This window comes from Marisediminicola senii, from assembly GCF_011057645.1.
GTDB lineage: Bacteria > Actinomycetota > Actinomycetes > Actinomycetales > Microbacteriaceae > Marisediminicola > Marisediminicola senii.
In genome coordinates this window covers 303867-330568 of record NZ_JAALGE010000001.1, presented here as the reverse complement: position 1 = coordinate 330568, position 26702 = coordinate 303867, and the positions used below count along the sequence as shown (strand labels likewise).

Sequence of the window (26702 nt, the reverse complement as noted above, 5' to 3'; positions counted from 1 at the left end):
GTCCTCTGTTCCTTAGCCGACAGCCGTGAAGATGTCGATGGAACCGCTCTTGAGTGTCACGATCGCGCGCTTGGTGTCCTTGCGCTTTCCGATCCCGAACTTGGTGCGACGGGTCTTGCCCTTTTTGTTCATCGTGTTGATGGACGCGACCTCGACACCGAAGATCTTCTCGATAGCGAGCTTGATCTCGGTCTTGTTCGAGCGGGGGTCCACGATGAACGTGTACTTGCCCTGGTCGATCAGGCTGTAGCTCTTCTCAGACACGACGGGCGACAGAACTACGTCGCGCGGGTCCTTGTTGATTCCGGTCATGCGCTGACCTGCTCCTTCTTGGCTTCATCCCTCGACGCCGCCGACTTCTCGGGGCTGACGCGCTTCTTGCTGCCGAGCGGGGAGGCGTCCTTGATGGATGCTCCGGCGATCGGTCCAGCGACGAAGCCGTCGAAGGCGCTCTTCGTGAAGACGATGTCGTCGGAGACGAGCACGTCGTAGGCGTTGAGCTGGTCGTACGGCAGGACGTGAACGGACGGGATGTTCCGAACGCTCTTGCGGCTGAGCTCGTCGTTACGGTCGAGCACGATCAGCACGTGCTTGCTGGTGGCAATGCCGCCCAGCAGCGCGACGATGGTCTTGGTCGATGGCACGTCTCCGACGGAGAGCGAGTCGACGACGTGGATGCGTCCGCCGCGGGCCCGGTCGGAGAGCGCGCCACGCAGTGCCGCGGCGATCATCTTCTTGGGGGTGCGCTGTGCGTAGTCGCGCGGGGTCGGTCCGTGGACGATTCCACCACCGGTCATCTGGGGGGCGCGGATCGAGCCCTGGCGGGCGCGACCGGTTCCCTTCTGCTTGAACGGCTTGCGACCGGCACCGGAGACTTCTCCGCGGCCCTTGGTCTTGTGCGTACCCTGGCGGGCCGCGGCGCGCTGGGCGACGACGACCTGGTGGATCAGCGGGATGTTGGTCTGAACGTCGAAGGTCTCTGCGGGGAGGTCGACGGTGCCGACCTTCGCGCCCTTCGAGTCGATGACGTCGAGGCTTGTGTTCTCAGCCATGCGTTACGCCCCCTTCACTGCGTTGCGTACGAAAACGATGCGGCCGCGAGCTCCGGGAACGGCACCCTTCACGAGGATGACGCCCTTCTCGAGGTCGACGGCGTGAACCTTGAGGTTCATCGCGGTGACGCGGTCGCCACCCATCCGTCCGGCCATGCGCATGCCCTTGAAGACACGGCTGGGGGTGGAGGATGCGCCGATGGAGCCGGGCTTGCGGTGGTTGCGGTGCGAACCGTGCGAAGCGCTGACGCCCTTGAAGTTGTGACGCTTCATGACGCCGGCGAAGCCCTTGCCCTTGCTGGTGCCGACGACATCGACCTTCTGGCCGGCCTCGAAGATGTCGACCGCAAGTTCCTGGCCGAGCGTGTACTCGGCGGCGTCTGCGGTGCGCACCTCCGTGACGTGACGGCGAGGCGTGACGCCTGCCTTGTCGAAGTGACCGGTGAGGGGCTTGGTGACCTTGCGCGGGTCGATCTGGCCGTACGCGATCTGCACGGCGCTGTAGCCGTCGACCTCGGGGGTGCGCAACTGGGTCACGACGTTGGGCGTGACCTCGATAACGGTGACCGGGATGAGCCTGTTGTTCTCGTCCCAGACCTGGGTCATGCCGAGCTTCGTGCCCAGCAGACCCCTGCTCGTCTTAGTGATAGACATTGGGATTCCTCTAGAGCTTGATCTCGATGTTGACGTCGGCGGGCAGGTCGAGTCGCATGAGCGAGTCGACAGCCTTCGGCGTCGGGTCAATGATGTCGATCAGACGCTTGTGGGTGCGCTTCTCGAAGTGCTCGCGGCTGTCCTTGTACTTGTGGGGGGAACGGATCACGACGATCACGTTCTTCTCCGTGGGAAGGGGCACCGGGCCGACGACCGTCGCGCCGGCACGGGTCACCGTGTCGACGATCTTGCGCGCCGAGCTGTCGATGACCTCGTGGTCATACGACTTAAGTCGAATGCGGATCTTCTGTCCCGCCATGTGTGACTCACTCTCTTTGTTCCTTGCGTATCCCGTACGGACACACACGGGGCTCGAGCACTTCTGCTGTCGCACCACTGTTTATCTGTCAAAAACTACGGATCCAGACCGGCCCCCGCGCTCGGGCGTGTCGCCCTGAACGTGTACACGCGTTGCCGCATGTTCTGAGGTTGTGATCTGGCTGTTCTGCTACCCGCGGCCTAGAACCGGGCCCTGGGCCTCAGCTCTATGCACTGCCTGGCAGTGATCCGCGCACTTCGTGCCGGAATGTTGAACTAGACGAGTTTGCCACATCCCGTCGCAGGCTGCAAACCCGGGCGTGTCGCGGTGCGCCCGGCCGCAGCATCCACTGGCCTGAATGCCTTGCGCGGCTGCCGCACCCCGCCAACGCGAAACGGGGCCGGTTCCGAAGGACCGACCCCGTTGCTGGTGCGGGTGTTACTTGAGGATCTTCACGACCGTGCCGGCGCCGACGGTACGGCCACCCTCACGGATTGCGAAGCGGAGGCCTTCCTCCATGGCGATGGGCTGAATCAGCGACACCGTCATCTCGGTGGTGTCACCGGGCATGACCATCTCGGTGCCCTCGGGCAGCTGGATGATTCCGGTGACGTCGGTGGTGCGGAAGTAGAACTGCGGGCGGTAGTTCGCGTAGAACGGGTTGTGACGGCCACCCTCATCCTTGGAAAGGATGTAGGCGTTCGCCTCGAACTCGGTGTGCGGGGTTACCGAACCGGGCTTGACGACGACCTGACCGCGCTCGACGTCTTCACGCTTGGTTCCACGGAGCAGGAGTCCGACGTTCTCACCGGCGCGCGCGTCTTCGAGGGTCTTACGGAACATCTCGATGGCGGTGACGATGGTCTTGGAGGACTTCTCCTTGATTCCGACGATCTCGACCTCGTCGTTCGGGTGGAGGGTTCCACGCTCGACACGACCGGTGATGACGGTTCCACGACCGGTGATCGTGAAGACGTCCTCGACGGGCATGAGGAAGGGCTTCTCGGTCTCGCGCACGGGCTCGGGAACAAACTCGTCCACCTTGTCCATGAGGTCGGCCACGGTCTCGGCCCAGGTTGCGTCGCCTTCGAGTGCCTTGAGTGCGGAGACGCGCACGACTGGTGCGTTGTCTCCGTCGAACTCCTGGCTCGAGAGCAGCTCGCGAACCTCGATCTCGACGAGCTCGAGGATCTCCTCGTCGTCGACCATGTCGGTCTTGTTCAGTGCGACCACGATGTACGGCACGCCGACCTGGCGGGCGAGCAGCACGTGCTCACGCGTCTGGGGCATGGGGCCGTCGGTGGCGGCGACCACGAGGATCGCGCCGTCCATCTGGGCCGCGCCGGTGATCATGTTCTTGATGTAGTCAGCGTGGCCGGGGGCGTCTACGTGGGCGTAGTGGCGCTTCTCGGTCTGGTACTCGACGTGCGAGATGTTGATCGTGATACCGCGCTGCTTTTCTTCAGGCGAGTTATCGATCTGGTCGAACGCCGAAGCGGTGTTGAGGTTGGGGTACTTGTCATGCAGCACCTTGGTGATAGCCGCGGTCAACGTGGTCTTACCGTGGTCAACGTGACCAATGGTGCCGATGTTGACGTGCGGCTTAGTCCGCTCGAACTTTGCCTTCGCCAATGGGTCCTCCTCAGGACTTCATGTAGTTCTCCGGGCGCGGCTGCGCCCGATCGATCTACGGGGTTTGCGTAGTTATGTTACTGGAACTGCTAGCGGGGCCGTTACTCGTGAGCTCCGGCCCCGGGGCTGAGACGCTGTAAGCGCTACTCGCCCTTGTTCTTCTGCACGATCTCCTCGGCGACCGCGCGCGGCACCTCGGAGTAGCTGTCGAAGCTCATCGAGTAGACAGCACGGCCAGAGGTCTTCGACCGGAGGTCGCCGACGTACCCGAACATTTCAGACAGCGGAACGTTGGCCTTGACGACCTTGACGCCCGTGGCATCCTCCATCGACTGGATCTGTCCACGACGCGAGTTGAGGTCGCCGATGACGTCGCCCATGTACTCCTCGGGCGTGCGCACCTCGACGGCCATCAGCGGCTCGAGCAGAACGGGGTCTGCCTTGCGCGCTGCTTCCTTGAACGCCATGGAACCGGCGATCTTGAAGGCCATTTCCGACGAGTCGACGTCGTGTGCCGCACCGTCGAGCAGGATCGCCTTGACACCCACCATGGGGTATCCGGCGAGGATGCCCACCTGGAGTGCGTCCTGGATTCCGGCGTCGACCGAGGGGATGTACTCGCGGGGGATGCGACCACCCGTGACCTTGTTCTCGAACTCGTACGTGGTGTCTGGCGTGACCTCGAGCGGCTCGAGCGAGATCTGGACCTTTGCGAACTGTCCCGATCCACCCGTCTGCTTCTTGTGGGTGAAGTCGTGCTTGGCCACGATGCGGCGAATGGTCTCACGGTAGGCGACCTGGGGCTTGCCCACGTTCGCCTCGACGTTGAATTCGCGCTTCATACGGTCGACCAGGATGTCGAGGTGGAGCTCGCCCATTCCCTTGATCACGGTCTGGCCGGTGTCCTGATTCTGCTCGGTGCGGAACGTCGGGTCCTCTTCCGCGAGCTTCTGGATCGCGAGACCCAGCTTCTCCTGGTCGGCCTTCGTCTTCGGCTCGATAGCGACCTCGATGACGGGCTCAGGGAAGGTCATCGACTCGAGCACGACCTGGTGCGACGAGTCGGAGAGGGTGTCACCGGTTGTGGTGTCCTTCAGTCCGATGACCGCGTAGATGTGCCCGGCGGTGACGCTCTCGACGGGGTTTTCCTTGTTCGCGTGCATCTGGAAGATCTTTCCAATGCGCTCCTTCTTGCCCTTCGTCGAGTTCATGACACCGGAGCCGGACTCGATGGTTCCCGAGTAGACGCGGATGTAGGTGAGGCGACCGAAGAACGGGTGCACGGCGACCTTGAATGCGAGGGCCGCGAACGGGTCCTTCGGGTCGGGGTGACGCTCGATGATGATCGACTCGTCGCGCACGTCGTGTCCTTCGACAGCGGGGACGTCGAGCGGGGTCGGCAGGTAGTCGACGACGGCATCGAGCATGGGCTGCACGCCGCGGTTCTTGAATGCCGAACCACACAGCACGGGGTAGATCTCGCTGTTGATGGTGAGCTTGCGGATCGCCTTCTTGATCTCGGCGACCGAGAAGTCGGAGTCACCCTCCATGAAGCGCTCGAGGAGCGCGTCATCGGTCTCGGCGACGACCTCGATGAGCATGGCGCGGTATTCGTTGGCCTTCTCGACGAGGTCGGCGGGGATCTCTTCGATGGCGTACTTGGCGCCCAGCTCGACGTCACCCTTGGAGTCTCCGCGCCAGGTCAGCGCGCGCATCTCGACCAGGTCGACGACGCCCTCGAAGGAGCTCTCGTAACCGATCGGGAGCTGCAGCACGAGGGGCTTGGCGCCCAGGCGCTTGATGATGGTGTCGACGGTGTAGTAGAAGTCGGCGCCCAGCTTGTCCATCTTGTTGACGAAGCAGATGCGGGGAACGTCGTACTTGTCGGCCTGGCGCCAGACGGTCTCGGACTGGGGCTCGACGCCCTCCTTGCCGTCGAACACCGCGACCGCGCCGTCGAGCACGCGGAGCGAACGCTCCACCTCGACGGTGAAGTCCACGTGGCCGGGGGTGTCGATGATGTTGATCTGGTTCTTGTTCCAGAAGCACGTGGTGGCAGCGGACGTGATCGTGATGCCACGTTCCTGCTCCTGCGCCATCCAGTCCATGGTGGCTGCGCCATCGTGGACTTCACCGATCTTGTGGGTGATTCCCGTGTAGTACAGGATTCGCTCGGTGGTCGTGGTCTTGCCGGCATCGATGTGGGCCATGATGCCGATGTTGCGGACCTTGTTCAGGTCGGTGAGCACGTCTTGTGCCACGGAGTTCCTCCGAAAGATTCGATGAGTGGATGCTGGGGGCGGGCAGCCCGCGACCTGGGTCGCAGGCTACCCGCACAGGGTGTACCGCTGACGCTCTCACGCCAGGGACCCTGTAGATCACCAGCGGTAGTGCGCGAAGGCCCTGTTAGCGTCGGCCATCTTGTGGGTGTCCTCGCGGCGCTTGACTGCGGCGCCGAGGCCGTTCGATGCGTCGAGGATCTCGTTGGTGAGACGCTCGGTCATCGTCTTCTCGCGACGGCCCTTGGCGTAGGTGGTAAGCCACCGCAGCGCGAGGGTGTTGGCACGGTGAGGCTTGACCTCGACCGGCACCTGGTAGGTCGATCCACCGACACGGCGCGACTTGACCTCGATAGTCGGGCGCACGTTGTCGAGCGCCTTCTTGAGGGTCACGACGGCGTCGGCGCCGTTCTTGGTGGCAACGCCGGCGAGAGCGTCATAGACGATCTTCTCGGCGAGGCCCTTCTTGCCGTCAAGAAGGATCTTGTTGACGAGCTGGCTGACGATGGGTGCTCCGTAGACCGGGTCCGCAACTACGGGACGCTTCGGTGCTGGTCCTTTACGTGGCATTACTTCTTGTCCATTTTCGCTCCGTAGCGGCTGCGAGCCTGCTTGCGGTTCTTCACGGCCTGGGTGTCCAGTGCGCCGCGGATGATCTTGTAGCGCACACCGGGAAGGTCCTTCACCCGGCCGCCGCGCACGAGCACCATGGAGTGCTCCTGCAGGTTGTGTCCCTCGCCGGGAATGTAGGCGGTGACCTCGGTACCGTTGGACAGCTTCACACGGGCTACCTTGCGCAGGGCCGAGTTCGGCTTCTTCGGGGTGGTCGTGTAGACACGGGTGCAAACACCGCGCTGCTGGGGGTTGGACTTGAGGGCGGGAGCCTTGGTCTTGACGACCTTGGGGCTACGTCCCTTTCGGACCAACTGCTGAATGGTTGGCACTGCTTCTCCTTGTTATTACTGCACGGTGACAGTTACTGCTTGTTCGCATTCGCACGAATCCCTCGCGGGAGTAGTGGGAGTTCCGATGGACCCGTCTGCTTCGCGATGACTCGCAGGTGCTGGCGGGTATGCCGTGGGGGCTGGATGTCGCCCAACATGGTGCAGTGGTTTCAGTGGTGCTGCCGCATCCCCAGACGGTGCCTGCTCGAGATCTGAGACCCGAACAGTGACTGTCGAACAATACGAGCGCACAGCAAAACGCACTCCCAACAATAGTAGCCCGGGGTCGCGGGTGCGGTCAAATGACCGCGGGTCAGTCGTGGGGCAGCTGCGGTGGGCCTGGTCGCCGGCGAAGAAGGGCGACCGAGGCGACCAGAGCGGCAGAGATGATGGCGGATGCCGCCACGAACGGGTCGATGAGGTGCGTGCCGAAGAACACCGGGATCACGCCCACCCTCTCGCGCACGATCGCGTAGACGATGGCCCCGACCGCGGGTGACCCGAGAAGCACGGCGAGTCCCGCCGACAGCGCGGGTCCGGCCAGCCGCTCCCCGTCGCCCCTGAACACGAACCGGAAGGTGATCGCGCACGCCGTGACGACCATCGCCGGCCCGACGAAGTACCCGGCGTCCGGCTCCCCGATCACGTCGCGGTCGAGCACCAGGCTGAGCATCCCGAACGAGAACACCACCAGGGCGAAGTGCAGCACCGTGGCCATGATGGCCAGCAGGCCGCGGCCCGGCAGCTCAGGAGGCGGGGGCGTAGCTGCGCTCATACTCCGCTCGGTGCTCTGCGGTCTTGCGCTCGTACTCTTCCTTCGCGGCGACGTTGCGCGCCTTGATGCGGCGGCCGCGGGCCCCGATGGCCGATCCGGTCCAGAGGGCGACCTCGCGGGCTACGAGCCCTGCCGCAATGACGAACGGGTTGGCCGCGTAATCGGTGAAACGGGCGACCGCTTCATCCATCGTCATGGTCACGACGTTGTCGAGGAGCAGCGCCCCTCCGATCGAGCCGAAGTAGACGAAGGCCCCGACGAAGAGGCTGCCGAGCACGTGTGCCCACCAGCCGGCCCGGTTGGCCAGCAGCACGACGATCACGAAGCCGACGACGAAGAGGATGGCCGGAAAGTAGAAGACCGGGTCGGAGAAGAAGCGCACCAGGGTGTCGCTGAGCGACTGGGTCGGGGCGCCGACCGAGATGATGATCGCGGCGACGATGGCGTAGAGCAGGGCGAAGCCGATGACCGAGACGATCGCGATGAGGGTTCCGATGCCGCGGTTGCCCTTCTTCTTGGGCTGCTCCGGCGGGGCGACGAAGCCACGCTGCTGCTGGGACTGCGGGGCGACGGGTGGCTGGCCATAGTTGTGCGTGTCTGCGCGCTGAGTGTCGACCTGCTGGTCGCGGGTCGGCGCGGCGGCGGTGTCGTAACGCTGGGTGTCGGCTTGCTGGTCGCGGGTCGGCGCGGCGGCGGTGTCGTAACGCTGGGTGTCGGCTTGCTGGTCGCGGGTCGGCGCGGCGGCGGTGTCGTAACGCTGGGTGTCGGCCTGCTGGTCGCGCGGGGGCGCGGCCTGGGCGGCTTCGGCCTGCTGCTCGTAGCGGGCGGTGTCGGCGGTCGGATCGGTGGATGCCGCGGCTCCCCCGTTCTGGTTGCCCGGGCCCATCGCGGCTGCCGCTGCGGCGACCGGGGCCGCGGTCGATGCGGGTACGACCGGCGTGTACGGCTGCTGCTCGGCGGACGGGGTGACGGGCACCTCGGCCGGCTGCTCATCGCGGCGGGTGCCGAGGTCGACGGTCTCGCTGCGGCGGTCTGCGTCGCGGTCGGCGTCGTTGTCGTCGTCCTGGTAGCCGGCGTAGTCGATCGTGCTGGCGGCGGCGGCGGCGCTGCCGGCCGCTGCGGTGTCGTCGTCGCGGTACTCGGTGCCGGGCTCGTCGAACGCGCGGGTGTCGGGAGCGGGGTCGTCGACGCCGTCGAGGTCTTCGTTGTACGGCTGGTCGGCGGTGACGGTGGAGTCTGCGTCGCGCGCATCGGCGTTGTCGCGGGTGTCGCTGTCGTCATCGCGCGCATCGGCGTCGTCGCGGGTGTCGCTCGCGGGGATCACCAGCGGCGGGTCGACCATGGGCAGCTCGGAGCGCGCGGGCTCGGCGGGCAGCGGAGGGGTTCCGTCGGCGTTGTCGCTGAGGGCCTCTGGTCCGTCGCCGAAGGTATTGGCGTGCTCGCTGTCGCGGTTCGCGTCAGTGTCGACGTTTGAGTCGGCCTCGGTGCGCCCGGATTCCGCGTTCGTGTCGTTCGCGAGCTCGGCGGGCAGGCTCTCGTCGGCGGGGGCGTTATCGTCGCCGAAGTTCGCAAGGGGCTGCTGGTAGGTGGACTCGGCGCTCGTAGTGTCGGCGTCACCGAAGTCGGTAGTGGGCTGCTCGTACGTGGGCTGTTCGGCCGGCACGGGCTCGTCGGCGTAGTCACCCGCGGGCTGGTCGTCGCGTGGCGCGGCGGCATCCATGTCGCTGGTTCGCTCGTCAGCGGAGGGCGTGGCGTATGGCTCTCCCGGCTGCACGAAGACCGGGCTGCCGTCGGGGTTGTTCGTGCCGACGGTGCCGTCGGTACCGCGCACGGCCCCGGTCAGGTCGGCGGTGTCGGTGGTGCGAACGGGCGGCGGAATGAGGGGTGGCGGTGAGTCCGATGGGCGGTTGGTGGTGTCATCGCTCACGAGTACTGCTCCTCTTTTGCGCCGGCCAGCTGCCAGACGCAGCCAGCCTAACAACGGGGTTACCGAATGCGGCGCTGGCTGGGGGCGCGTCAGCGGATGCCGACGAGCACCAGGTATGCGTCGGCGAGCTGCTCCCCGAAGAAGAACCCGAGGGCCGCGCCGCCGATCATCCACGGGCCGAACGGAATGCCCGAGCTGCGCGACGCGCGCTTCGTGACGAGCAGCCCGATCGAGAAGATGCCGCCGAGCAGGAACGCGCCGAAAGCGCCGACCGCGAGTGAGCCCCAGCCGAGCCAGGCGAGGTAGATACCGAGCACTCCGGCCAGCTTGACGTCGCCTAAGCCCATGCCCCTGGGCACGGCCAGCGCGAGGATCAGGTAGGCCGAGAACAGCACCGCTCCCCCGATGACGGCGCGCAGCAGGGCTCCCCAGTCGTTCGCGACCCCGGATGCCACGGCGAGCAGCACCAGGGCGACCGGGTACGACGGCAGCACGATCGCGTTGGGCAGCCGATGCGTGTCGAGGTCGATGAGCGCGAGGGCGATCGAGATTGCGGCGAGGTAGAGGAACGCGGGCAGTGCGGCGAGCCCGGGGGCGTCGAGCCCGAGCTCGAGCGCGACCAGCACGAACACCACGCCGGTGAGCGCCTCGACGAGCGGGTAGCGCGGCGCGATGGGCTCCCCGCAATCACGGCACTTGCCGCGCAACAGCAGCCAGCCGAGCACGGGGATGTTGTCGCGCGCGCGAATCGCGTGCCCGCAACGCGGACATGCGCTGGGTGGATGATTCAGCGATTCGCCGCGCGGAACCCGCCACACCACCACGTTCAGGAACGACCCGATCGCGAGGCCGAACAACGCGATGAAGGTGAGGAGGAGGGCTGTCACGCGGGGGTTAGCCTGCGGGGGTTTCTACGACCGCGCCGGGGGTGCTGCGCACTACGAAGATGTAGCCAGCGATAGTTCCGGTCGCGGGGTCGGCGTCGGCGGCGAATTCGACTGCAGTGGAAAGGAACAACCTGTTGCCCTCCTGCACGGCGCCGGTGAAGTCGAGTACCTGCTCAGGCGACCCGGTCACCTCGATCGACACCCCGATAGTGAACAGGCGACCCTCGAGTCCGGTCGCGGAAGCAGCAGAGGTCGACGTCGCTGTTGCCGCGTCGGGCGCTGCAACCTCGGCTGGTTGCTCTGTCGTCGCGGCCGCTTCACCCTCAGGGACGGCTACGCCCGAGAACATGATCGGTTCCTCGGCGGTGAACGCCGTCAAAATCACTCCGGACTCGGCCGCGAGTAGTGTCACCTCGTCGATGAACGTCTCTACGTCGGCTTCCGGCGGAACCTCCTCCTGGAGCTCGTTGAGCTCACCATTGAGTTGGTTCATATCGGCTAGTTGCTGGCGCAGACGGACTAGCACCGCTTCCTGTGCCACATTCTGGGCTTCGACTGATTCCCTTTCGGTGACCGCTTCACGCGCCTGGCTCGCCGCGGGTGCCACACCGAGCAACCAGCCCAAGGCGAGAATGGCGACGATAGCGAGGACTGCACCCATGGTCAACGTCCGTGTGCTGTTCATCCCTGGGCCTCCGCGACGGGTGTTTCTGTTGCGAAGCGCCCCGACAGGGCTTCTTCTCCAACGTTCAGCATGATGGTCGTCATGTACGTGCTTTCTTCCATCGTGACGCCTGCGGGCGTGGCATCCGCGAACCCCTCGAGCGCCGACAGTCGACGGACTATGTCCGTGGCGTCCAACACGGTCGGGCTGCTCACGACGAGCGTGAGCGTACCCACCCGGGGCTGGCGGAGCGGACCCGCGGGGAGCAGTTCGGGTTCCCATGGAGCGCGGCCGGTCATCGTCCCGGAAACGATCGTGACGCCATCGGGGAGGAACGCCTGTATGGCGCCGAACATGTCGTTCCACAGGACTTCCGTCGACGTGCCCAGGGTGCGCGCCCGTTCTCCGGACGCCACGAGCGCAGTAGCGGACACGGCGTCGGCGTAGGTTCCCTGCTCGGCCAGGAGCTCGGTGGTGCGTTGCTGAGCCGCGGCCAGGTCGGACTGCGCCGCCATAAGTCGATACTGGGCGACACCGAACCCGGCACCCACTGCAACGAGAGCGATGATCACCACTCCGGCGAGCGTCGACCGCGTCTTGCGGAAGACTGCCTTCTGGGCGAGTTCCGGGGGGAGCAGGTTTACCCGGGGTTCGCCGCCGAGCACGAGATCTGGTGATTTGGTGAGTGAGAATTTCATGTGTGGCTCCCGAGAGCGAGCCCGAAGGCGGTGGTGAGGGCAAAACGGTGATCGTCGGCCAACGATTTCTCCAGTTCTTTCGACAACCGCGCTGTGCCGATGGATTCCGCGCGGTCCACGGGCAGCCGGGTGACTTCTCTCAGCCCGGCGGCAAACCCACGCAACTGCGACCCTCCCCCCGACAGGACCACTCGTTCGATGACGGAACCGGGAGTGGTGTTGACGAAGTAGGACAGGGTGTTGCGGATGCTCGTCAGTAGTTCGCCGGCGGTGGAGTTGATCACCGTGGTCGCTCCACCGTGCATCCCATCGAGAGTCTGGCCGTCGAGTCCGATGCCTCTTTTCTGTCTCTCGGCTTCCGGCGCGTCTAATCCGAGCTGGCTGACCAGCGCCCGGGTGATGTCGTCTCCCCCCGCCGCGATAATTCGAACGAACTGAGGCACCCCATCTCGCACCACGACGACGTTCGTGGTGTTGGCGCCGACGCTCACCATGGCGGACAGGCCGAGCAGCGATGATGGCGCGATGGCCCTGGTCAGGGCGAACGGGATGAGATCGACCTGAACCGGACGCAGGCCGGCCTGAGTCACCGCGTCGATGTTGGCGTTGACCGCGTCCTTGATGACAGCGACCAAGAGTCCGCGCACTGCCTGACCCGTGGGCGTCTCGACCTCGGCGATCGGGTAGAAGTCGAGGAGGGTATCCGCAACCGGTACGGGCAGCATGTCCTGTACGTGAAATGGCAGCGCCTCCTTGAGCTGCTTCAGCGGCGCCTTGGGCATCGTGAGGTCGCGGGAGAGCACTCGCGGCCCGCCCATGCCCAGCACGACGTCCTTGCTCGAGAAACCGCCCATGGCCCAGAGCTGCTTGATCGCGCCAGAGACCGCTTGCACATCGAGCACTTCGCCCCGGCGAACCGAACCATCAGGCAGAGGCACCTCGTGGTACCGCACCACGGTGGGTGCGGCCTTCGCCGCGTTCTTGATCTCGACGGCGCGCACGCCGACGCTGCCGATATCGATTCCCACAATGGTGGAGGTCATGCGGTGTCCCTTTGTGGAGCAATCGAGCGAGTGATGGAAGGTATAGGGCGAACGACAGATCTAGTCACTAGTTCACATCCCGGATGGACTGTAGATCCCCGAGTGAGGGCGTTCCGGGAGCGGTGCCACCCGTTGCAGCACCACCCAGATCGACGCCGGGAAGCCCTAAGGGCGCATAGGTGAGTCCTGAGTTGCTGTTGAACGAGACTTTGCCCGCGAAAAATTGGCCACGCCAGTTAACGGTGGAGTTGGATATCTCGCATGGCGTGTAGATGAGCGCCGAGACCGAGGACTCGATACGCACCCCGCTGTTGATGTCGACGTCACCGCCAGAGCAGGTGTTCGTGCCATTGGCCGTTGTGTCGGGAACGATGAACCGCAATTCCCGGGGGGCGCTCGTCGTCGACTTCGCGGTGAAGTTCTCAATGTTGAATGCTTTCGCAACGAAGGCGACGTCGGCTCCGAGTTGGAGCGTCAAGGCTGCTGAGTTCGAGAATGTCAGGCTGTTGCAGGCACGAGCGTCGATCACGGTAGGGGTGGTGTACCCCGGGATCGCGGTGACGTGGCTCAGGCTCTTTGTGCGGTTGTCGATGTTGCAGTAGTCACGGTTGTCCGGCCAGGTCACGACGGTGTAGCCGCGGCTCGTCCAGTCGGACGCCACGAAGTTGAAATCGACCCACCCGGGGACGACGGGCGCAACGGGCCGGGAGGATCCCGTCATGTTTGTCGTGACGGAGGTGGCGCCAGATGACTGTTTGGCCGCGCAAGCATTGCCCGCGTTGTCCCACGTGCTGGGTGACGAGCACCGGGGGCTCCACGCGTTGAGGGGTCCGGCCAGCGTGACCCCACCACCGATGCGCGCATCAGGAGTGATCGTGGATGTTTGAGTCGACGCGCTCGAGACATTTGCACCGATCCTGCCAAATATGCTCACCTCGCCCCCGGCAGCCACGCTTCCCGCAACCGCACAGTTTCCGCCGATAGCGACCGAGCCGAACTGCGCCCGCACGTCACCCTGGATCTCACTTGTCTCGGTGCAACTCACGTCGCCGTTACGCACGCTGAGGGATGCGGTTCGGGTGCCGTCCGACAGGATCTTGGCGGTGTTGAGGGTGCCGGCGTTGAACGTGTAGATGGCGGAACCGCTGGCGGGGATCCCCGCCGGAACAGAGTTGTTCGCGTAGATCGCCTCCACGACGCTGTCGTCGCCCCTGGTGTTGCCGCCAACACCCTTGGCGCTTGCGAATCCCTTTGAGGTGATCTTGATGAAAGTCGTACCCGACAGGGGACATCCGGGCACCCACACCGCGCCACTGCCTGCGCTCGAGCTCGACGTACGGGATACCGACACCGTGTAGGCCGGCGCAGTGGAACTTGTCATGGGCGTCGTACAAGCGGATGCCGCTCCCTTGAGGGCAACCGTCGCGACGGCGATACCGGCCTCGGCCGCAGCCTGGGATTGCACACCGGCTCGAGTAGAGGTCGTTGTGCCCAGTGCGCTCACGGTTGAGGAGAGAATTAGGGACGTGATGAGGAGACCCACGACCATGACGCCCAACACCGCCACCATCGCGGCGCCATGGTCATCGGCGACTAACCGTGACTTCGTGACGCGAGCTCTCAGAAGCATGTCGGCGCCCCCGTCACAGTTCCGACGCGGCTCGTGGCTGAGGTGGTGAAAGCGACCCGGGGGCTGGTTCCGGCGTCGACGGTCAGAGCGAGTTGCAGCGTTTGGCCTGTCGACGAACTGCTCTGGGAGAACACAGTGCCACCAGAAACCGCCGGGCGGACACCTTCCGCCAGGAGGGTCCAACCCGACCGGGTCGCCGACGATGGTGCTGCGATCTGAGCTGTGGAGGAGAAGGACCGGATGGTGCGCTCCGAAGCCGAGTAATACCACGCCGTGCACCGCCAGACCAGTGTGGACGCGGAGCCAGCGGTGCGCGCCACGAGGAACTGGTCACCGGTGACCGGCGCGGTCAAGGCGAACGCGGGCGTCGTGCTCAGCATCGAGTTGCGAATACCACGTTCGATCGACTCGGTAACGAGCTGTCCCTGGGTAGTGGCTGCGGTCGTTGCTCGCACGGAACGATCAGTCTTGACCATGCTGATGACAAGGCCTCCGACGATGGACATCACGAGGGTGAGGATCATGGTAGCGACGAGCATTTCGATGAGGGTGAACCCCTGGTCATCGCGGCTGTCTCGCCGGGATCGCTGCAAAGTCACGTCAGCCTGCCGATACGAATATGAGGGTGTCGGCCGACGCGACGGTGCGGCCCGTGTCGGTGCGGACGACAATCACTTTTACTGAGACCGTTCCCGGGTAGACCGACGGGCAGCTTCCCGTGGTGGTGGTTCGCTTGAGCGGGACCCCGCGGGAGTCCGTCGTGGTTGCTGTCGAGGCGAGAGCCCGCACCGCCGTACAACTCGGAGTCTGGGAACCGGCGAGCGTGAGCTGCCCATTCACGATCTGCGTGGACGTGGCGATGGCGGCGTTCTGTGCGGACTGGGATATTCCCTGGACGAGAATCGGCACGAATGCGATGGCGAGAAGCGACAGGATGACCATCGACACGAGGACCTCGACTAGGCCGAAGCCCTCGTCATTTGGTTCGGTTCGGCTCGGCGCATAGAGCGTCATTTGCGAGCCTCTCGTTCTTGTATTGCGGAAGTCGCTGGAGGAGCGCCTTGGATGAGCCGCTCCTCCAGCAGATAGAACGTCGACTTAGGCGATATCGGCAGCCGCGCAAGCACCGGTGGTGACGGCACTCGAAGCTGTCACCTTGAATACCGTTGCCGAGGCCGCGGTAGAGGTACTTTGGATGCAGAACTTGCCCCCGCTACCGATCGAGATGACGATCTGTCCGGCGTCGCTGCTTTTGGTGTACCCGTACGGTCCGAGGTTTGCTGCAGTCGCCCCGGTGTAAACGCCGTCGTTCGCGGTTGCATACGAGACGAGGGCAACCTTTGCGTTACCGAGGTCAGACTTCGCTGCTGCATCCTTCGCCTGATTCTGCTGTCCCAGGAATGCAGGGATAGCGATTGCAGCGAGGATGCCGATGATGAGGACGACTACGAGCAGCTCAATGAGCGTGAAGCCTTTTTCATCGTTGTTGACGGCGTCGCGCTTAGCGGCCATCGATTTGTGAATTGCGGTGATCATGGTGTTTCCATTCCCTGTCATAGTGGTGCGGACAGAGGCCCCCCAATGTGTTTTGGCCCCCACAACACATATTGCGCGAATGGGGAGATGGGGTACAGCCCTCATACGGGGGCAAAGTAGTTCTTACGTGGCCCCAGTTCGGGGAACCGCGTCGAAGCCATCGATTTACTCGCTAGCAAGCGCCTGCGGCGATGGCGCCCGAGGATCGGACTCGGAAGGTCGCAGAGGACCCAGACGTGCCCTGAAGACAGAAATCCGGCCCGCCCGTGATGACAGCCACATCTGTGGCATTACCGGCGGAAGGAGCGTAGCCATGCGCCCGCAGCTCCACAGTGGTTGTTGTGACGTTGCTTACCCCGAGATATGTACCCTCGTGCGTTGCCGCGTAGGCGACCATTGCGGTCTTGGCACTTCCGAGGTCCGACTGTATCGCCGCGTCGAAGGCGCGTCTCTGTTGGCCCAGGTACGCCGGAATAGCAATGGCTGCGAGGATTGCAATAACGAGCACCACCACCAGTAACTCGATCAGCGTGAAGCCCGTGTCTTCCACACCGACCGCTTTAACCCGGTGCTTCACGGTCAGCCGATTTCGTTGAAGATGGTGAAGACCGGCATGTAGAGCGCGACGATCATGCCGCCGATGACCACGCCTATAACACCGATCATCAGTGGCTCGATGAGAGCAGTGAGCTGCTCTGTGGTGGATTGCACCTCGTCGTCATAGAAGTCCGCGATCTTGTGCAGCATCTGCTCAAGCGCGCCGGCATCCTCGCCGACCGCAATCATCTGAACCACCATCGAAGGGAACAGCGGCTCTGCCGCCAAGGGTTCAGCAATGGTGCGACCGGATCTCACGGATTCCGCTACGTTCCTCAGGGCCCGCTCAATCACCCAGTTGCCCGAGGTGTCGCCCACGATCGCCAGCGACTGCAGTACCGGCACCCCTGACCCCGTCATCGTGGCGAAGTTGCGAGTGAAACGCGCTATAGCCACTTTCTTGAACAGGTCGCCAAAGACCGGCAGCTTGAGCTTGAGCGGGTCGAACACGCTGCGCACACGGTCGGTGTGCTTGTTCTTGCGCCACCAGATAGAGAACGACACGAATCCTATGACGAGCGCCGGAACGATATAGATCATCAGCTCCGAGAGCACGACCAGAACCTGGGTCGGGAGGGGCAGCTCGCCGCCGAGGTCTTCGAACATCTGCTGGAACACGGGCACGATGAAAATCAGCATGCCGATCACGGCGAGGAACGCCATCGCGAGCACTGCGACGGGGTACGTAAGGGCCGATTTTACCGTCGCGCGCAATTTCACGTCAGCTTCGAACGTCGCCGCGATCGATTCGAGCGCCTGGTCGAGGAACCCACCAGTCTCACCCGCTCGCACCAGGTGCGTCATGATCGGCGGGAAGACCTGTCGGTACTTAGCGAACGACTCCGACAGCGATGACCCGGCCTCCACCTGCATCCGCACCTCGTTGAGGGTCTTCGCGAGCTTCTGGTTCTCTGTCTGGCTCGACAGGATGGTGAGGGCGCGCAGCAGCGACAATCCCGCCGACATCATGGTGGCGAGCTGGCGGCTCATCACGGCGAGGTCTTTGAGGCCCACGTTCTTCTCGAACATGCCGAACGAGATGTCTTTGTTGAGACCGGTGCCCGAGCCGGCGGCATCCACTGAAACGGGCGTCAGCCCCATGGTGCGCATGCGCACGACTGCGGCCGCTTCGTTCGCGGCGTCGAGTTTGCCCTTGACGAGCTTGCCTGCGGCGTTGCGTCCCTTGTAGGTGAAGCTCTGGGTGGTGAGGGTCATCAGTACCGTCCGCCGAAGTTGTCGGTGAAGTCGAGTGAGCCCGCCCGCGGGGCGTTGCCGGTCGCCAATTGCTTGAAGGTCGCGATGTCGCCGACCTTTTCGAGCGCGTCGTCGTAGCTCACCACGCCCGTGTTGACCAGCTGCGACAGGTGGTAGTCCATCGTCTGCATGCCGACGTTGCGGCCCGCCTGCAGTGCCGAGGGGATCTGGTACGTCTTGCCCTCTCGAATCAGGTTGGCTATCGCGGGGGTGCTGACGAGGATCTCGGTGGCCACCGCGCGGCCCTTGCCGCCGGCCTTCTTCACCAGCGTCTGGCAGACCACACCCTGCAGCGTCGCCGACAGTTGCGTGCGCACCTGCCCCTGCTGGTGCGGGGGGAAGACGTCGATGATGCGGTCGATGGTCTGGGACGCCGATTGCGTGTGGAGGGTCGCGAACACGAGGTGGCCGGTCTCGGCGGCGGTGAGGGCCACCGAGATGGTCTCGAGGTCACGAAGCTCGCCGATGAGGATCACGTCGGGGTCCTGGCGCAGCACGTGCTTGAGCGCGGCGGCAAAGCTGTGGGTGTCGGCGCCGACCTCGCGCTGGTTGACGACCGACTTGTGGTTCTTGTGCAAAAACTCGATCGGGTCTTCGACGGTCATGATGTGGTCGGCGCGGGTGCGGTTGACCAGGTCGACGAGGCCGGCGAGGGTGGTGGACTTTCCCGAACCTGTCGGGCCCGTGACGAGTACGAGTCCTCGGGGTAGCTCGGCGAACTGGGCGACCGCGTCGGGCACGCCGAGGTCTTTCAGTTGCTTGATCTCGGTGGGGATGAGACGGAACGCCGCCCCCATCGACTCACGCTGCTGATAAAAGTTCACGCGAAAGCGGGCTTTGGCTGACAGGGTGAACGCGAAATCGAACTCGAGTTCGGCGTCGAAGGTCTCGCGCTGCGCGGGGGTGAGGATGCTGCGCAGTGCCTCCCAGACCTTCTCCTTCGTCCATACCGGGGCACCCTCGATCGGGGCGAGGCCACCGTCGACGCGGAGCATCGGTGGCGCCTTCACCGTGATGTGGAGGTCGGATGCCCCGAGGTGGACCACTTCGGCGAGCGCGTTCATCAAGTCGGGGTCGGGGTCGATTCCCGGCGCTCGGACGACCGCGACCTCGGCCAGGTTTTCGGAATGGTCGGCCTCGGCCGGGTAGGTTGCTGCGCCGGTCGCCTGCGCCGACGCCTCCCAGCGATCCTGCTGATCGCCGCTCGTCGGTATGTCGTATACAGCCACTGTGTTGTCCCCCGGTGGCCGCTAGGCCACTACTCTCAGAATTTCGTCGATGGAAGTGTCGCCGAGCTGTGCCTTGGCCCACCCGTCCTGGCGCAGCGTCAGCATCCCCTGGTCCCTCGCTACCTGCCCGATCTCCGCGGCCGAGGAGCGCGCGACGGCGAGCCTCTCGATCTCCTCGGTGACGGCCATGATCTCGTGGATGGCGATGCGCCCGCGGTATCCGGTGTTGGAGCAGTGGGTGCATCCCACCGGGCGGTAGAGGGTGGGAACCGGTTTCGACGGATCGAACCCGACGCGCAGGTTGACCAGCAGTTCTGGCTCCTGTTCGTAGGGCTCCTTACACCGGCCGCAGAGACGACGCGCGAGTCGTTGCGCGACCACGCAGTCGAGAGCCGAGCCGACCAGGAACGGCTCGATCTGCATCTCGGTGAGTCGCGTGATCGCGCTGGGCGCGTCGTTGGTGTGCAGGGTCGACAGCACGAGGTGACCGGTGAGCGCGGCTTCGATCGCGATCTGGGCGGTCTCGTGGTCGCGGATCTCACCGAGCAGCACGACGTCGGGGTCCGATCGCAGGATCGACCGCAGCGCGCTCGCGAAGGTCAGCCCGGCCTTGGGGTTGACCTGCACCTGGTTGATTCCCGCCATGCGGTACTCGACCGGGTCCTCGACCGTGATGACGTTGATCTCGGGTCGCGACACCGTGTGCAGCGTCGTGTAGAGCGTGGTCGACTTGCCCGAACCGGTCGGACCGGTGACGAGGATCATGCCGTACGGCTTCGTGTACGACTGCCGGTAGACCTCGGCGTTGCGCTCGAGCAGCCCGAGGTCGCTGAGTTTCATGTCGGACTCGGCGTTGTCGAGGATTCGCATGACGATCTTCTCGCCCCACACCGTCGGCAGCGTCGCGACGCGGAGGTCGATGGTGCGGCCCGCATGCCGGATCGACATACGGCCGTCCTGTGGTTTGCGCCGCTCGGCGATATCGATGTCGGCCATGATCTTGAGCCGCGAGATCACGCCGTTCTGGATCGTCTTCGGGGCGTGCTGCATCTCGTGCAGCACCCCGTCGATGCGGTACCGCACCCGCAGGTCGCGTTCGGTGGGTTCGATGTGGATGTCGGATGCGCGGTCCTGGATGGCCTGGCTCACGATGAGGTTCACGAACCGCACGATGGGCGCATCGTCTTCGATGCCGTCGCCGAGTGACAGGTCGGCCTCGGCCGGGGCGCTGTCCTCTTCGATAGCGGAGGTGAGGTCGCTCAGCTCGCCGTCGGCGCGGTGGTAGCGGTCGGTGGCGGCGGCGAGGTCCGCGCGTTCCGCGATGACGGGGCTCACGGCCATGCGGGCTGCGGCGCGAACGTCGTCGAGCGCGAACACGTTTGTCGGGTCGGCCATCGCGAGCACCAGGCGGTTCTCGGTGACGGCGAGCGGCAGCACGTTGTAGCGGCGGCAGACCGCGGCGGGAACGAGGCTCACGGCGACGCGATCGACGGGGTAATCCGTCAGCTCGACGAACGGCAAGCCCATCTTCTCGGCAAGCGCCGACGCGAACTGCGACTCGGTAATGACACCCTTGTCGACCAGCGCACGGATCTGGGGGACGTCGTCTTCACCGCGATGCAGGTTGTCGAGATACTCCATCGGCAGCACTCCGCGCACGATCAGAATATCTGTCAGATATGCCACTATGCCCCCCGGCACTCCACAACCGGGCGGGAACGTGAGTTCGGGCTCGGGAAACACTGGTGAGATTCACCATGGGTCACGTTATGCCCACCCCGCGAGGTTCGCCAGACCCTCAAGATGGGGGTACGTGGGGGCGAAATGGGGTACGCGAGGGTGAGCGCTGCTAGCCGCCGTCGACCGGCGGTCGCGCGGTTGCCGATAGGACCGGTCAGCCTAGGGTTTATCAGGCACGCCACCGCGTCGACCAGAGAGCTGACTCCATGACCGCCCACCCCGGCGCCCTCGTCATCGACACCCCCGCCGACCTCGACGCCGCGGGCATCCTCCGGGTCGCCGACGGCGTCCGCCTCTCGCTCTCCCTCGGCCTCCTGCACACCCTTCAATCGCGTCGGGCCCTCGTTTTGCGAGCCCTCGAGGCGGCCGGCCCGGTCTATGGAGTCACCACCGGCATGGGCGCCGCCAGCGAGATCCGATTGGATGCCGCGGCGCAGGCACTCCACCAGAACACCCTCATGCTCGCCCGGGCCGTCGGTTCGGAGCCCTGGCTCACCCCGGTCGAAACGCGTGCCGTGATCGCGGCTCGCCTGCGCACGTTCCTCACGGGTGACGCCGGCGCCTCCCCCGCACTGTGCTCACGGCTCGTCGACCTCCTGAACGCCGATCTCCTGCCCGCGATCCCCCGCACCGGCATCGGAACGGCCGGCGAGATCATCCCCCTCGCTCACCTCGGCGGGTGCGTCACCGGATCAGGGGAGTTCCTCAGGCCGAGTGAGACGGGAGGCACGGGCGAGTCAGGCGGCACCGGCAGCACGATCGACGCGACCGAGGCGCTCGCCGCGGCGGGCCTCACCCCGCTCGAGCTCGGGCCGAAGGAGGGCGTGGCAATGCTGGAGGGGGTTCCAGTAACGGCCGCCCTCGCGATCCTCGCGTCCCGGGACGCCCTTGCCGTCGCCGCGCAATCCGCGGTCATCGTGGCAGCCGAGCTCGTGGTGGTGGGGGCAACTCGGGATCCGCTCGATGCTCGGCTTGCACGCGGAGATAACGAACTCGGCGACGCGCTGGCAGCGATCCGACGGCTGGCGGGCGAACCACTCACGGCAGCAGAGGCCGACGCATCGAACCCCGCAGCGGCCGCCCTTCAGGCACCGGTCTCGTTCCGCGTCACCGGGCACGCGATCGCGCACCACTCGCGCACGGTGTCGTCGCTCGACCGTGCGATAGCGCGGGCGCTGGAAGGAGTGACCGATTCACCGGCGTTCGTCGACGGCGCAGCATCCGCCGACCCGGCTTCTGTCGGCGTGTTCCTCGGAACCGCCGGCTTCGACGGGTTCGACCTCGCCGCGCACCTCGACGCGCTGCGACTGTCGACGATCCACCTCGCGGAGCTCTCGGCGACGCGCCTGCACCGCATGCTCGACGACCGCATCACGTCGCTCCCCCGGCAGCTGTCGGCCCAGCCCGGACTCAACGCCGGCATGGCCGCCGTGCACAAGCGCGCGGTCGGGGTGACCCACGCGATGGTCGGGGCGGCGACCCCGGTGAGCGTCGGCACGACCGAGACCTCGCTCGGGCAGGAAGATGCGCAGAGCTATTCGGTCGAAGCCGCGGTGCGTGCGATCGACGCGGGCGGGTCGGCGCGGGAGGTGCTCGCCTGCGAGCTGCTCGCGGTGATGCAGGCGGTGCGGTTGCGGGGGCTGGCTGCGGCTGGCGCTACCGAAGGGGTGATGGATGCCGCCGCCGCCCCCCTCCCGCCCGAGCTCGCCGCGCTGCTCGCCGCTGCGGACGCCGCGCTTCCCGCCGGGGTCGCCGACCGCCCCTTCGGCCGCGACATTTACGCGCTGGCCGCGCTGCTCGACAGTGGGTGGGGCGCGAACGCCCTGTAATCCTCAGGCGCGACCCGGCGCCGCCGTAGACGCCCGGACGATCAGCTCCGGCCGGAACACCACGGGCCGCACCTGCCCAGCTCCACCCGATTCGGCCTGCACCGGCCCCGCACCCGCCGACTCCCCCTGCACGAGCTCCGCACCGCCCGGCACCACACCCGCCTCTGCCGCGTCGATACTCGCGACCGCGGCATCCACTATCGCCTGCTCGTCCCACCCGAACGTCGACAGCTGCGGGTGAACGAGCGATGCGAGCTCGCTGTCGTCGTATCCGAGGATCGACAGCTCGCCGGGGATCGCCAACCCGAGGTCACGCGCCGCCCGGTACGCCCCGAACGCGATCGAGTCGCTGAGGCAGAACAGCGCGGTGGGCCGATCCGCACTCGAGAGCAGCGGGGTGAGCATGGCGGCCGCATCCGAGACAGAGGCGGGGCAGGATGCCACGGTCACCCGCACCCCGAGCAACTCCCCGTGACTGCGCGCGAGAATCTCGGCGGGGCGCCCCGGTGTCGTCGGCAGTGACGGGGCGATCACCGCGACCGAGCGATGCCCGAGGTCGGCGAGGTGCGCGAGCGCGGCGCCGACGCCCGAGTCGTTGTCGAACAATACGCAGCCGGCATCCGGGCGCTCGGTCAGGGCGTCGCCGATCGAGACCACGCGCACGTCGGACGGCACCTCGGCCCAGTAGGCGGCTGACGGGTCGACGGGCAGGGTCACGATCGCGTCGATACGCTGGGCGGCGAGCGCACGCAGCACCGCGTGCTCACGCTCGGGCGATGCGGCGACGTCGGCGATCGTGGCCGACAGCCCCCGCTCGCGCAGGCCGGTCGACAGCATCACCGCGAGCTGCTGCTGCCACATGTCGCGCAGCGAGCCGACGATCGCGACGCTGCCGGTGCGCCCACTGGCCAGCGCCCGGGCGATCGGGTCGGCGGTGTAACCCAGTTCGACGGCGATGGCCTGCACCCGCGCCATCGTCTGTTCTGATCCGCGGATGCCTCGCAGCGCGTACGACGTCGCCGCCTTCGACAACCCGGCCGCATCGGCCACGTCCTGGAGCGTTCGTCGTTGGGGCCCCGTCACCCGCCCAGCTTACGGGGGCGACCCCGCAGCGCCCCCTTGACACGGGCGCATGTGAACCGGTTCACTTATGACGGGCGTGAAGCGGTTCACATCGGTCACGCACCAACTCGACGCCGAGGGGCCCGGGGCGCACTGTCGCCGCCGTCCGCCTCTCCTCCCCGCGCACGACAGACAGGAACAGACGCTTCTGACCATCGCTCAGTGATTTCACAGCATATGGCGAACATCGCCGCCACCGGTGTTGGGCGCGGCCCTCCGCGCCAGAGTCTCCGGCCAGAACGAGGCATTCCCGCATTCGGGTGACTTCGTCGACGAAAAGATCGGGTGCTAAAGTAGCGCCTTCGTGCTGCGCTACGGCCACTAACTCGCCTATCGTGAGGGAGTCGCCGCTGGTAATCACGGGTTCATCGACGATGGGTCAAGCCACTCATGCAGGTCCGCCAGGGCTGCCTGATCGAATACCGGGAGCGCCACCGTGATCACATTCGACGGGGTACGCAAAGTCTTTCCCGATGGCACCGTTGCCGTCGACAATCTCGACCTCGAATTGCCCACCGGCAAGATCACGGTCTTCGTCGGGCCGTCCGGCTGCGGCAAGACCACGTCGCTGCGCATGATCAACCGGATGATCGAGCCGACCTCCGGCCGCATCCTGATCGACGGCGACGACGTGACCAGCCAGGACGACGCCCTGCTGCGGCGCAGGATCGGCTACGTCATCCAGCACGCCGGGCTCTTTCCGCACCGCACCATCGCCGAGAACATCGCCACCGTTCCGCACCTCAACGGCGTGAACAAGAAGAAGGCCCGCGCCGTCGCGCTCGAGCTGATGGACCGTGTCGGCCTCGACGAGTCGATGGCCGACCGTTACCCCGTGCAGCTCTCCGGCGGCCAGCAGCAGCGCGTAGGGGTCGCCCGCGCACTCGCCGCCGACCCGCCCGTCATGCTCATGGACGAACCGTTCAGCGCCGTCGACCCGATCGTACGCGAGGTGCTGCAGGCCGAATTCCTGCGCATCCAGGGCGAACTCGGCAAGACCATCGCGCTGGTCACCCACGACATCGACGAGGCCATCAAGATCGGCGACATGGTCGCGGTGTTCCGCCAGGGCGGGCACCTCGCCCAGTTCGCGACCCCGCAGGAGCTGCTCGAACGACCGGCGAACGACTTCGTCGCCGACTTCGTCGGCCGCGACCGTGGATTCCGCAGCCTCTCGTTCGACACCGCCGCCGCACTCGAGGTCGACGACCTGTTTTCCGTGGCCACCGGCGGCGAGGTGCTCGTGCTCGACGGCGCGGGCCACCCGCACGGCTGGACGGGCCCCGGCCTCGGCAGCACGAGCAACCCCACCCCCCTTGGCGGCACCTTCGTGACCGGTGACAGCCTGCGACTCGTCACCGACCTCGCCATCAGCTCGCCCGTCGGGATCGCCGTGCGCGTCGACGAGACCGGCCGGGCCGACGGCGTACTGCGCCACGACAGCCTCGTGCGCCAGCTGAACGCCCGCCGCAGGCGCAGGGCCGAGGCCGAGTCGACCAGCTGATGGATTACATCGCCAACAACGTCGACCTGATCCTGGCCGCGCTCGGCCAACACGTGGTGCTGGCGATCGTGCCGGTCATCCTCGGCGTGATCATCGCGCTGCCGCTCGGCTACCTCGCCGTGCGCTACCGCTGGCTGTACCACCCGCTGATCAACGTGAGCGGCCTGCTCTACGCCATCCCGTCGCTCGCGCTTTTCGTGGTGCTGCCGGGAATCATCGGGACCCGCATCCTGTCGCCGATCAACATCATCGCCGCGCTCACCATCTACACGGTCGCCCTCATGGTGCGGGTCGTCGCGAACGGGCTCAACTCGGTCGACCCGACGATCACGCAGGCCGCGTCGGCCATGGGCTACCGGCGCGTGCGCCGGCTGTTCGGCGTCGAACTGCCCATCGCCCTCCCGGTGATCCTCGCCGGGCTCCGCGTCGCCGCGGTCTCGAACGTCAGCCTGGTCAGCGTCGGCGCCCTGATCGGCGTCGGCGGTCTCGGGGCCCTGTTCACCCGTGGGCTGCAGCTCGGCTACATCGACCCGATCATCGTCGGCATCGTGCTGTCGGTGCTGCTCGCGGTGCTCTGCGACGTGATCATCGTGCTGGTGCAGAGACAGCTCACCCCGTGGTCGAGGATCGGAGGCCGCTCGTGAGCACCACCCAGGAGACCCCGTACCTGTTCGACCCGGCCAACTGGGAGTTCGGCGCGGCAGGCAGCATCCCCTCGTTCATCGTCACGCACCTCTACTACACGGGCCTCGCCCTCGCGATCGCGATCCTCATCGCCGTGCCCGTCGGCCTGTACATCGGGCACACCGGGCGGCTCGCGTTCGTCGCGATCAATGCGGGCAACGCCGGGCGTGCGCTGCCGACGCTCGGGCTCGTGAGCCTGTTGGTCACGATGTTCGGGCTGGGGCTGATTCCGGCCCTGATCGCGCTGGTGATCCTCGCCATCCCGCCGATCCTCACGTCGACCTACGCGGGACTGCGCGCGGTCGACCGGGCCGCGGTCGACGCTGCCAAGGGCATGGGGATGCGCGAGCTCGGCATCCTGCTCCGCGTCGAGATCCCGATGGCCCTGCCCCTGATCATCAGCGGCCTCCGCAGCGCGGCGCTGCAGGTCGTGGCTACCGCCACCGTCGCCGCCTACGTCGGCCTCGGCGGCCTCGGTCGCCTGCTCGTCGACGGCCTCGCCCTCAACCAGTACGACCGGGTGGTCGCCGGCGCCGTGGTGGTCGCCGTGCTCGCGATCGTGATCGACCTCGTCGCCGAGGGCATCCAGCGGCTCGTGGTCTCCCCCGGAATCTCGGGGCGGGCTCTCACGCGCCCGTCGAAGTCATTCCCTACCGTTTCTCCTACACAGCCCCGTGCCGGCACAGCCAGCGCGGGATAACCG

27 protein-coding genes are annotated in these 26702 nt (G+C 65.9%); 4 read left to right on the top strand and 23 right to left on the bottom strand.

The genetic code is table 11. The features are described from left to right. Nucleotides 1-12: 12 nt before the first annotated feature. From rplW to G5S38_RS01420, 22 genes are all read right to left on the bottom strand, one after another. Complete coding sequence (gene rplW, locus G5S38_RS01525) at nt 13-312, bottom strand: 50S ribosomal protein L23 (protein ID WP_165063427.1); 300 nt, start codon at nt 310-312, stop codon at nt 13-15. Beyond that, complete coding sequence (gene rplD / locus G5S38_RS01520; protein WP_165063425.1) at nt 309-1052, bottom strand: 50S ribosomal protein L4; 744 nt, start codon at nt 1050-1052, stop codon at nt 309-311. Before rplD ends, rplW begins: the two co-directional genes overlap by 4 nt. A 3-nt stretch (nt 1053-1055) precedes the next feature. Next, entirely contained in the window at nt 1056-1706 is a 651-nt protein-coding gene (gene rplC, locus G5S38_RS01515) for a 50S ribosomal protein L3 (protein ID WP_165063423.1), read from the bottom strand. Nucleotides 1707-1716: 10 nt separating this feature from the next. Then, on the bottom strand, nt 1717-2025 hold the full coding sequence (gene rpsJ, locus G5S38_RS01510; protein WP_147783478.1) for a 30S ribosomal protein S10: 309 nt from the start codon (nt 2023-2025) through the stop codon (nt 1717-1719). 438 nt (nt 2026-2463) lie between these two features. Further along, nucleotides 2464-3657 carry an elongation factor Tu gene (gene tuf, locus G5S38_RS01505; RefSeq protein WP_165063421.1) on the bottom strand — a complete coding sequence of 398 codons (1194 nt, stop codon included), beginning with the start codon at nt 3655-3657 and terminating at the stop codon, nt 2464-2466. Nucleotides 3658-3800: 143 nt separating this feature from the next. Continuing rightward, nucleotides 3801-5918: an elongation factor G gene (gene fusA / locus G5S38_RS01500; protein ID WP_165063419.1), complete on the bottom strand. Its 2118-nt coding sequence runs from the start codon at nt 5916-5918 to the stop codon at nt 3801-3803. A 117-nt stretch (nt 5919-6035) separates the two neighbouring features. Then, nucleotides 6036-6506, bottom strand: coding sequence for a 30S ribosomal protein S7 (rpsG, locus tag G5S38_RS01495; protein WP_165063417.1), 471 nt, complete (start codon nt 6504-6506; stop codon nt 6036-6038). Next, nucleotides 6506-6880: a 30S ribosomal protein S12 gene (rpsL, locus tag G5S38_RS01490; RefSeq protein WP_165063415.1), complete on the bottom strand. Its 375-nt coding sequence runs from the start codon at nt 6878-6880 to the stop codon at nt 6506-6508. The genes rpsG and rpsL overlap by 1 nt, the downstream gene beginning before the upstream one ends. A gap of 313 nt (nt 6881-7193) precedes the next feature. Continuing rightward, the gene (locus G5S38_RS01485) at nt 7194-7655 is read right to left on the bottom strand and encodes a DUF6121 family protein (RefSeq protein ID WP_165063413.1); all 462 of its coding nucleotides are present in this window, start codon (nt 7653-7655) and stop codon (nt 7194-7196) included. Next, on the bottom strand, nt 7627-9582 hold the full coding sequence (locus G5S38_RS15815; RefSeq protein WP_165063411.1) for a hypothetical protein: 1956 nt from the start codon (nt 9580-9582) through the stop codon (nt 7627-7629). The genes G5S38_RS01485 and G5S38_RS15815 overlap by 29 nt, the downstream gene beginning before the upstream one ends. An 89-nt stretch (nt 9583-9671) precedes the next feature. Further along, on the bottom strand, nt 9672-10469 hold the full coding sequence (locus tag G5S38_RS01475) for a prepilin peptidase (RefSeq protein ID WP_165063409.1): 798 nt from the start codon (nt 10467-10469) through the stop codon (nt 9672-9674). Between the two features lie 7 nt (nt 10470-10476). Then, on the bottom strand, nt 10477-10962 hold the full coding sequence (locus tag G5S38_RS01470; RefSeq protein WP_165063407.1) for a hypothetical protein: 486 nt from the start codon (nt 10960-10962) through the stop codon (nt 10477-10479). Nucleotides 10963-11150: 188 nt separating this feature from the next. Next, nucleotides 11151-11831 carry a hypothetical protein gene (locus tag G5S38_RS01465; protein WP_165063405.1) on the bottom strand — a complete coding sequence of 227 codons (681 nt, stop codon included), beginning with the start codon at nt 11829-11831 and terminating at the stop codon, nt 11151-11153. Beyond that, a complete protein-coding gene (pilM, locus tag G5S38_RS01460) occupies nt 11828-12874 on the bottom strand; it encodes a type IV pilus assembly protein PilM (protein ID WP_165063394.1) in 1047 nt (348 codons plus the stop codon). The genes G5S38_RS01465 and pilM overlap by 4 nt, the downstream gene beginning before the upstream one ends. 67 nt (nt 12875-12941) lie before the next feature. After that, nucleotides 12942-14444, bottom strand: a complete 1503-nt coding sequence (locus tag G5S38_RS01455; RefSeq protein WP_165063393.1) for a hypothetical protein — start codon at nt 14442-14444, stop codon at nt 12942-12944. 50 nt (nt 14445-14494) lie between these two features. After that, nucleotides 14495-15103: a PulJ/GspJ family protein gene (locus G5S38_RS01450; protein WP_268921032.1), complete on the bottom strand. Its 609-nt coding sequence runs from the start codon at nt 15101-15103 to the stop codon at nt 14495-14497. A 1-nt stretch (nt 15104) separates the two neighbouring features. After that, nucleotides 15105-15518, bottom strand: a complete 414-nt coding sequence (locus tag G5S38_RS01445; protein WP_165063391.1) for a type II secretion system protein — start codon at nt 15516-15518, stop codon at nt 15105-15107. A gap of 84 nt (nt 15519-15602) precedes the next feature. Further along, nucleotides 15603-16040, bottom strand: a complete 438-nt coding sequence (locus tag G5S38_RS15895) for a type II secretion system protein (RefSeq protein WP_165063390.1) — start codon at nt 16038-16040, stop codon at nt 15603-15605. 172 nt (nt 16041-16212) lie between these two features. After that, nucleotides 16213-16617, bottom strand: a complete 405-nt coding sequence (locus G5S38_RS01435; RefSeq protein WP_235928834.1) for a prepilin-type N-terminal cleavage/methylation domain-containing protein — start codon at nt 16615-16617, stop codon at nt 16213-16215. 2 nt (nt 16618-16619) lie between these two features. Beyond that, nucleotides 16620-17852 carry a type II secretion system F family protein gene (locus G5S38_RS01430; protein WP_165063389.1) on the bottom strand — a complete coding sequence of 411 codons (1233 nt, stop codon included), beginning with the start codon at nt 17850-17852 and terminating at the stop codon, nt 16620-16622. After that, nucleotides 17852-19120, bottom strand: coding sequence for a type IV pilus twitching motility protein PilT (locus G5S38_RS01425; RefSeq protein ID WP_328796055.1), 1269 nt, complete (start codon nt 19118-19120; stop codon nt 17852-17854). The genes G5S38_RS01430 and G5S38_RS01425 overlap by 1 nt, the downstream gene beginning before the upstream one ends. 21 nt (nt 19121-19141) lie before the next feature. Then, the gene (locus G5S38_RS01420) at nt 19142-20806 is read right to left on the bottom strand and encodes a GspE/PulE family protein (RefSeq protein ID WP_165063388.1); all 1665 of its coding nucleotides are present in this window, start codon (nt 20804-20806) and stop codon (nt 19142-19144) included. Between the two features lie 260 nt (nt 20807-21066). Here G5S38_RS01420 and G5S38_RS01415 point away from each other — a divergent pair, with 260 nt between their 5' ends. Next, complete coding sequence (locus G5S38_RS01415; protein WP_165063387.1) at nt 21067-22689, top strand: aromatic amino acid ammonia-lyase; 1623 nt, start codon at nt 21067-21069, stop codon at nt 22687-22689. A gap of 3 nt (nt 22690-22692) precedes the next feature. On the opposite strand, the gene G5S38_RS01410 is transcribed toward G5S38_RS01415, so the two are convergent. After that, nucleotides 22693-23739, bottom strand: a complete 1047-nt coding sequence (locus G5S38_RS01410; RefSeq protein ID WP_235928833.1) for a LacI family DNA-binding transcriptional regulator — start codon at nt 23737-23739, stop codon at nt 22693-22695. Nucleotides 23740-24247: 508 nt separating this feature from the next. Between G5S38_RS01410 and G5S38_RS01405 the strand changes: the two genes are divergently transcribed. From G5S38_RS01405 to G5S38_RS01395, 3 genes are read left to right on the top strand one after another with little or no spacing between them, the layout of a single operon-like run. Next, entirely contained in the window at nt 24248-25315 is a 1068-nt protein-coding gene (locus G5S38_RS01405) for an ABC transporter ATP-binding protein (RefSeq protein WP_165063385.1), read from the top strand. Continuing rightward, on the top strand, nt 25315-25959 hold the full coding sequence (locus G5S38_RS01400) for an ABC transporter permease (RefSeq protein ID WP_165063384.1): 645 nt from the start codon (nt 25315-25317) through the stop codon (nt 25957-25959). The genes G5S38_RS01405 and G5S38_RS01400 overlap by 1 nt, the downstream gene beginning before the upstream one ends. Beyond that, nucleotides 25956-26699, top strand: a complete 744-nt coding sequence (locus G5S38_RS01395; RefSeq protein WP_165063383.1) for an ABC transporter permease — start codon at nt 25956-25958, stop codon at nt 26697-26699. Before G5S38_RS01400 ends, G5S38_RS01395 begins: the two co-directional genes overlap by 4 nt. Nucleotides 26700-26702 lie beyond the last annotated feature (3 nt).

Coding starts and splice junctions, on each gene's coding strand:
- rpsJ (WP_147783478.1), bottom strand. CDS start 2,025: ATGGCGGGACAGAAGATCCGCATTCGACTTAAGTCGTATGACCACGAG.
- G5S38_RS01445 (WP_165063391.1), bottom strand. CDS start 15,518: ATGACGCTCTATGCGCCGAGCCGAACCGAACCAAATGACGAGGGCTTC.
- rplC (WP_165063423.1), bottom strand. CDS start 1,706: ATGTCTATCACTAAGACGAGCAGGGGTCTGCTGGGCACGAAGCTCGGC.
- G5S38_RS01470 (WP_165063407.1), bottom strand. CDS start 10,962: ATGAACCAACTCAATGGTGAGCTCAACGAGCTCCAGGAGGAGGTTCCG.
- G5S38_RS01415 (WP_165063387.1), top strand. CDS start 21,067: ATGACCGCCCACCCCGGCGCCCTCGTCATCGACACCCCCGCCGACCTC.
- rplD (WP_165063425.1), bottom strand. CDS start 1,052: ATGGCTGAGAACACAAGCCTCGACGTCATCGACTCGAAGGGCGCGAAG.
- rpsG (WP_165063417.1), bottom strand. CDS start 6,506: ATGCCACGTAAAGGACCAGCACCGAAGCGTCCCGTAGTTGCGGACCCG.
- G5S38_RS01455 (WP_165063393.1), bottom strand. CDS start 14,444: ATGGTGGCGGTGTTGGGCGTCATGGTCGTGGGTCTCCTCATCACGTCC.
- G5S38_RS01430 (WP_165063389.1), bottom strand. CDS start 17,852: ATGACCCTCACCACCCAGAGCTTCACCTACAAGGGACGCAACGCCGCA.
- pilM (WP_165063394.1), bottom strand. CDS start 12,874: ATGACCTCCACCATTGTGGGAATCGATATCGGCAGCGTCGGCGTGCGC.
- rplW (WP_165063427.1), bottom strand. CDS start 312: ATGACCGGAATCAACAAGGACCCGCGCGACGTAGTTCTGTCGCCCGTC.
- G5S38_RS01465 (WP_165063405.1), bottom strand. CDS start 11,831: ATGAAATTCTCACTCACCAAATCACCAGATCTCGTGCTCGGCGGCGAA.
- G5S38_RS01400 (WP_165063384.1), top strand. CDS start 25,315: ATGGATTACATCGCCAACAACGTCGACCTGATCCTGGCCGCGCTCGGC.
- G5S38_RS01485 (WP_165063413.1), bottom strand. CDS start 7,655: ATGAGCGCAGCTACGCCCCCGCCTCCTGAGCTGCCGGGCCGCGGCCTG.
- G5S38_RS15895 (WP_165063390.1), bottom strand. CDS start 16,040: ATGATCACCGCAATTCACAAATCGATGGCCGCTAAGCGCGACGCCGTC.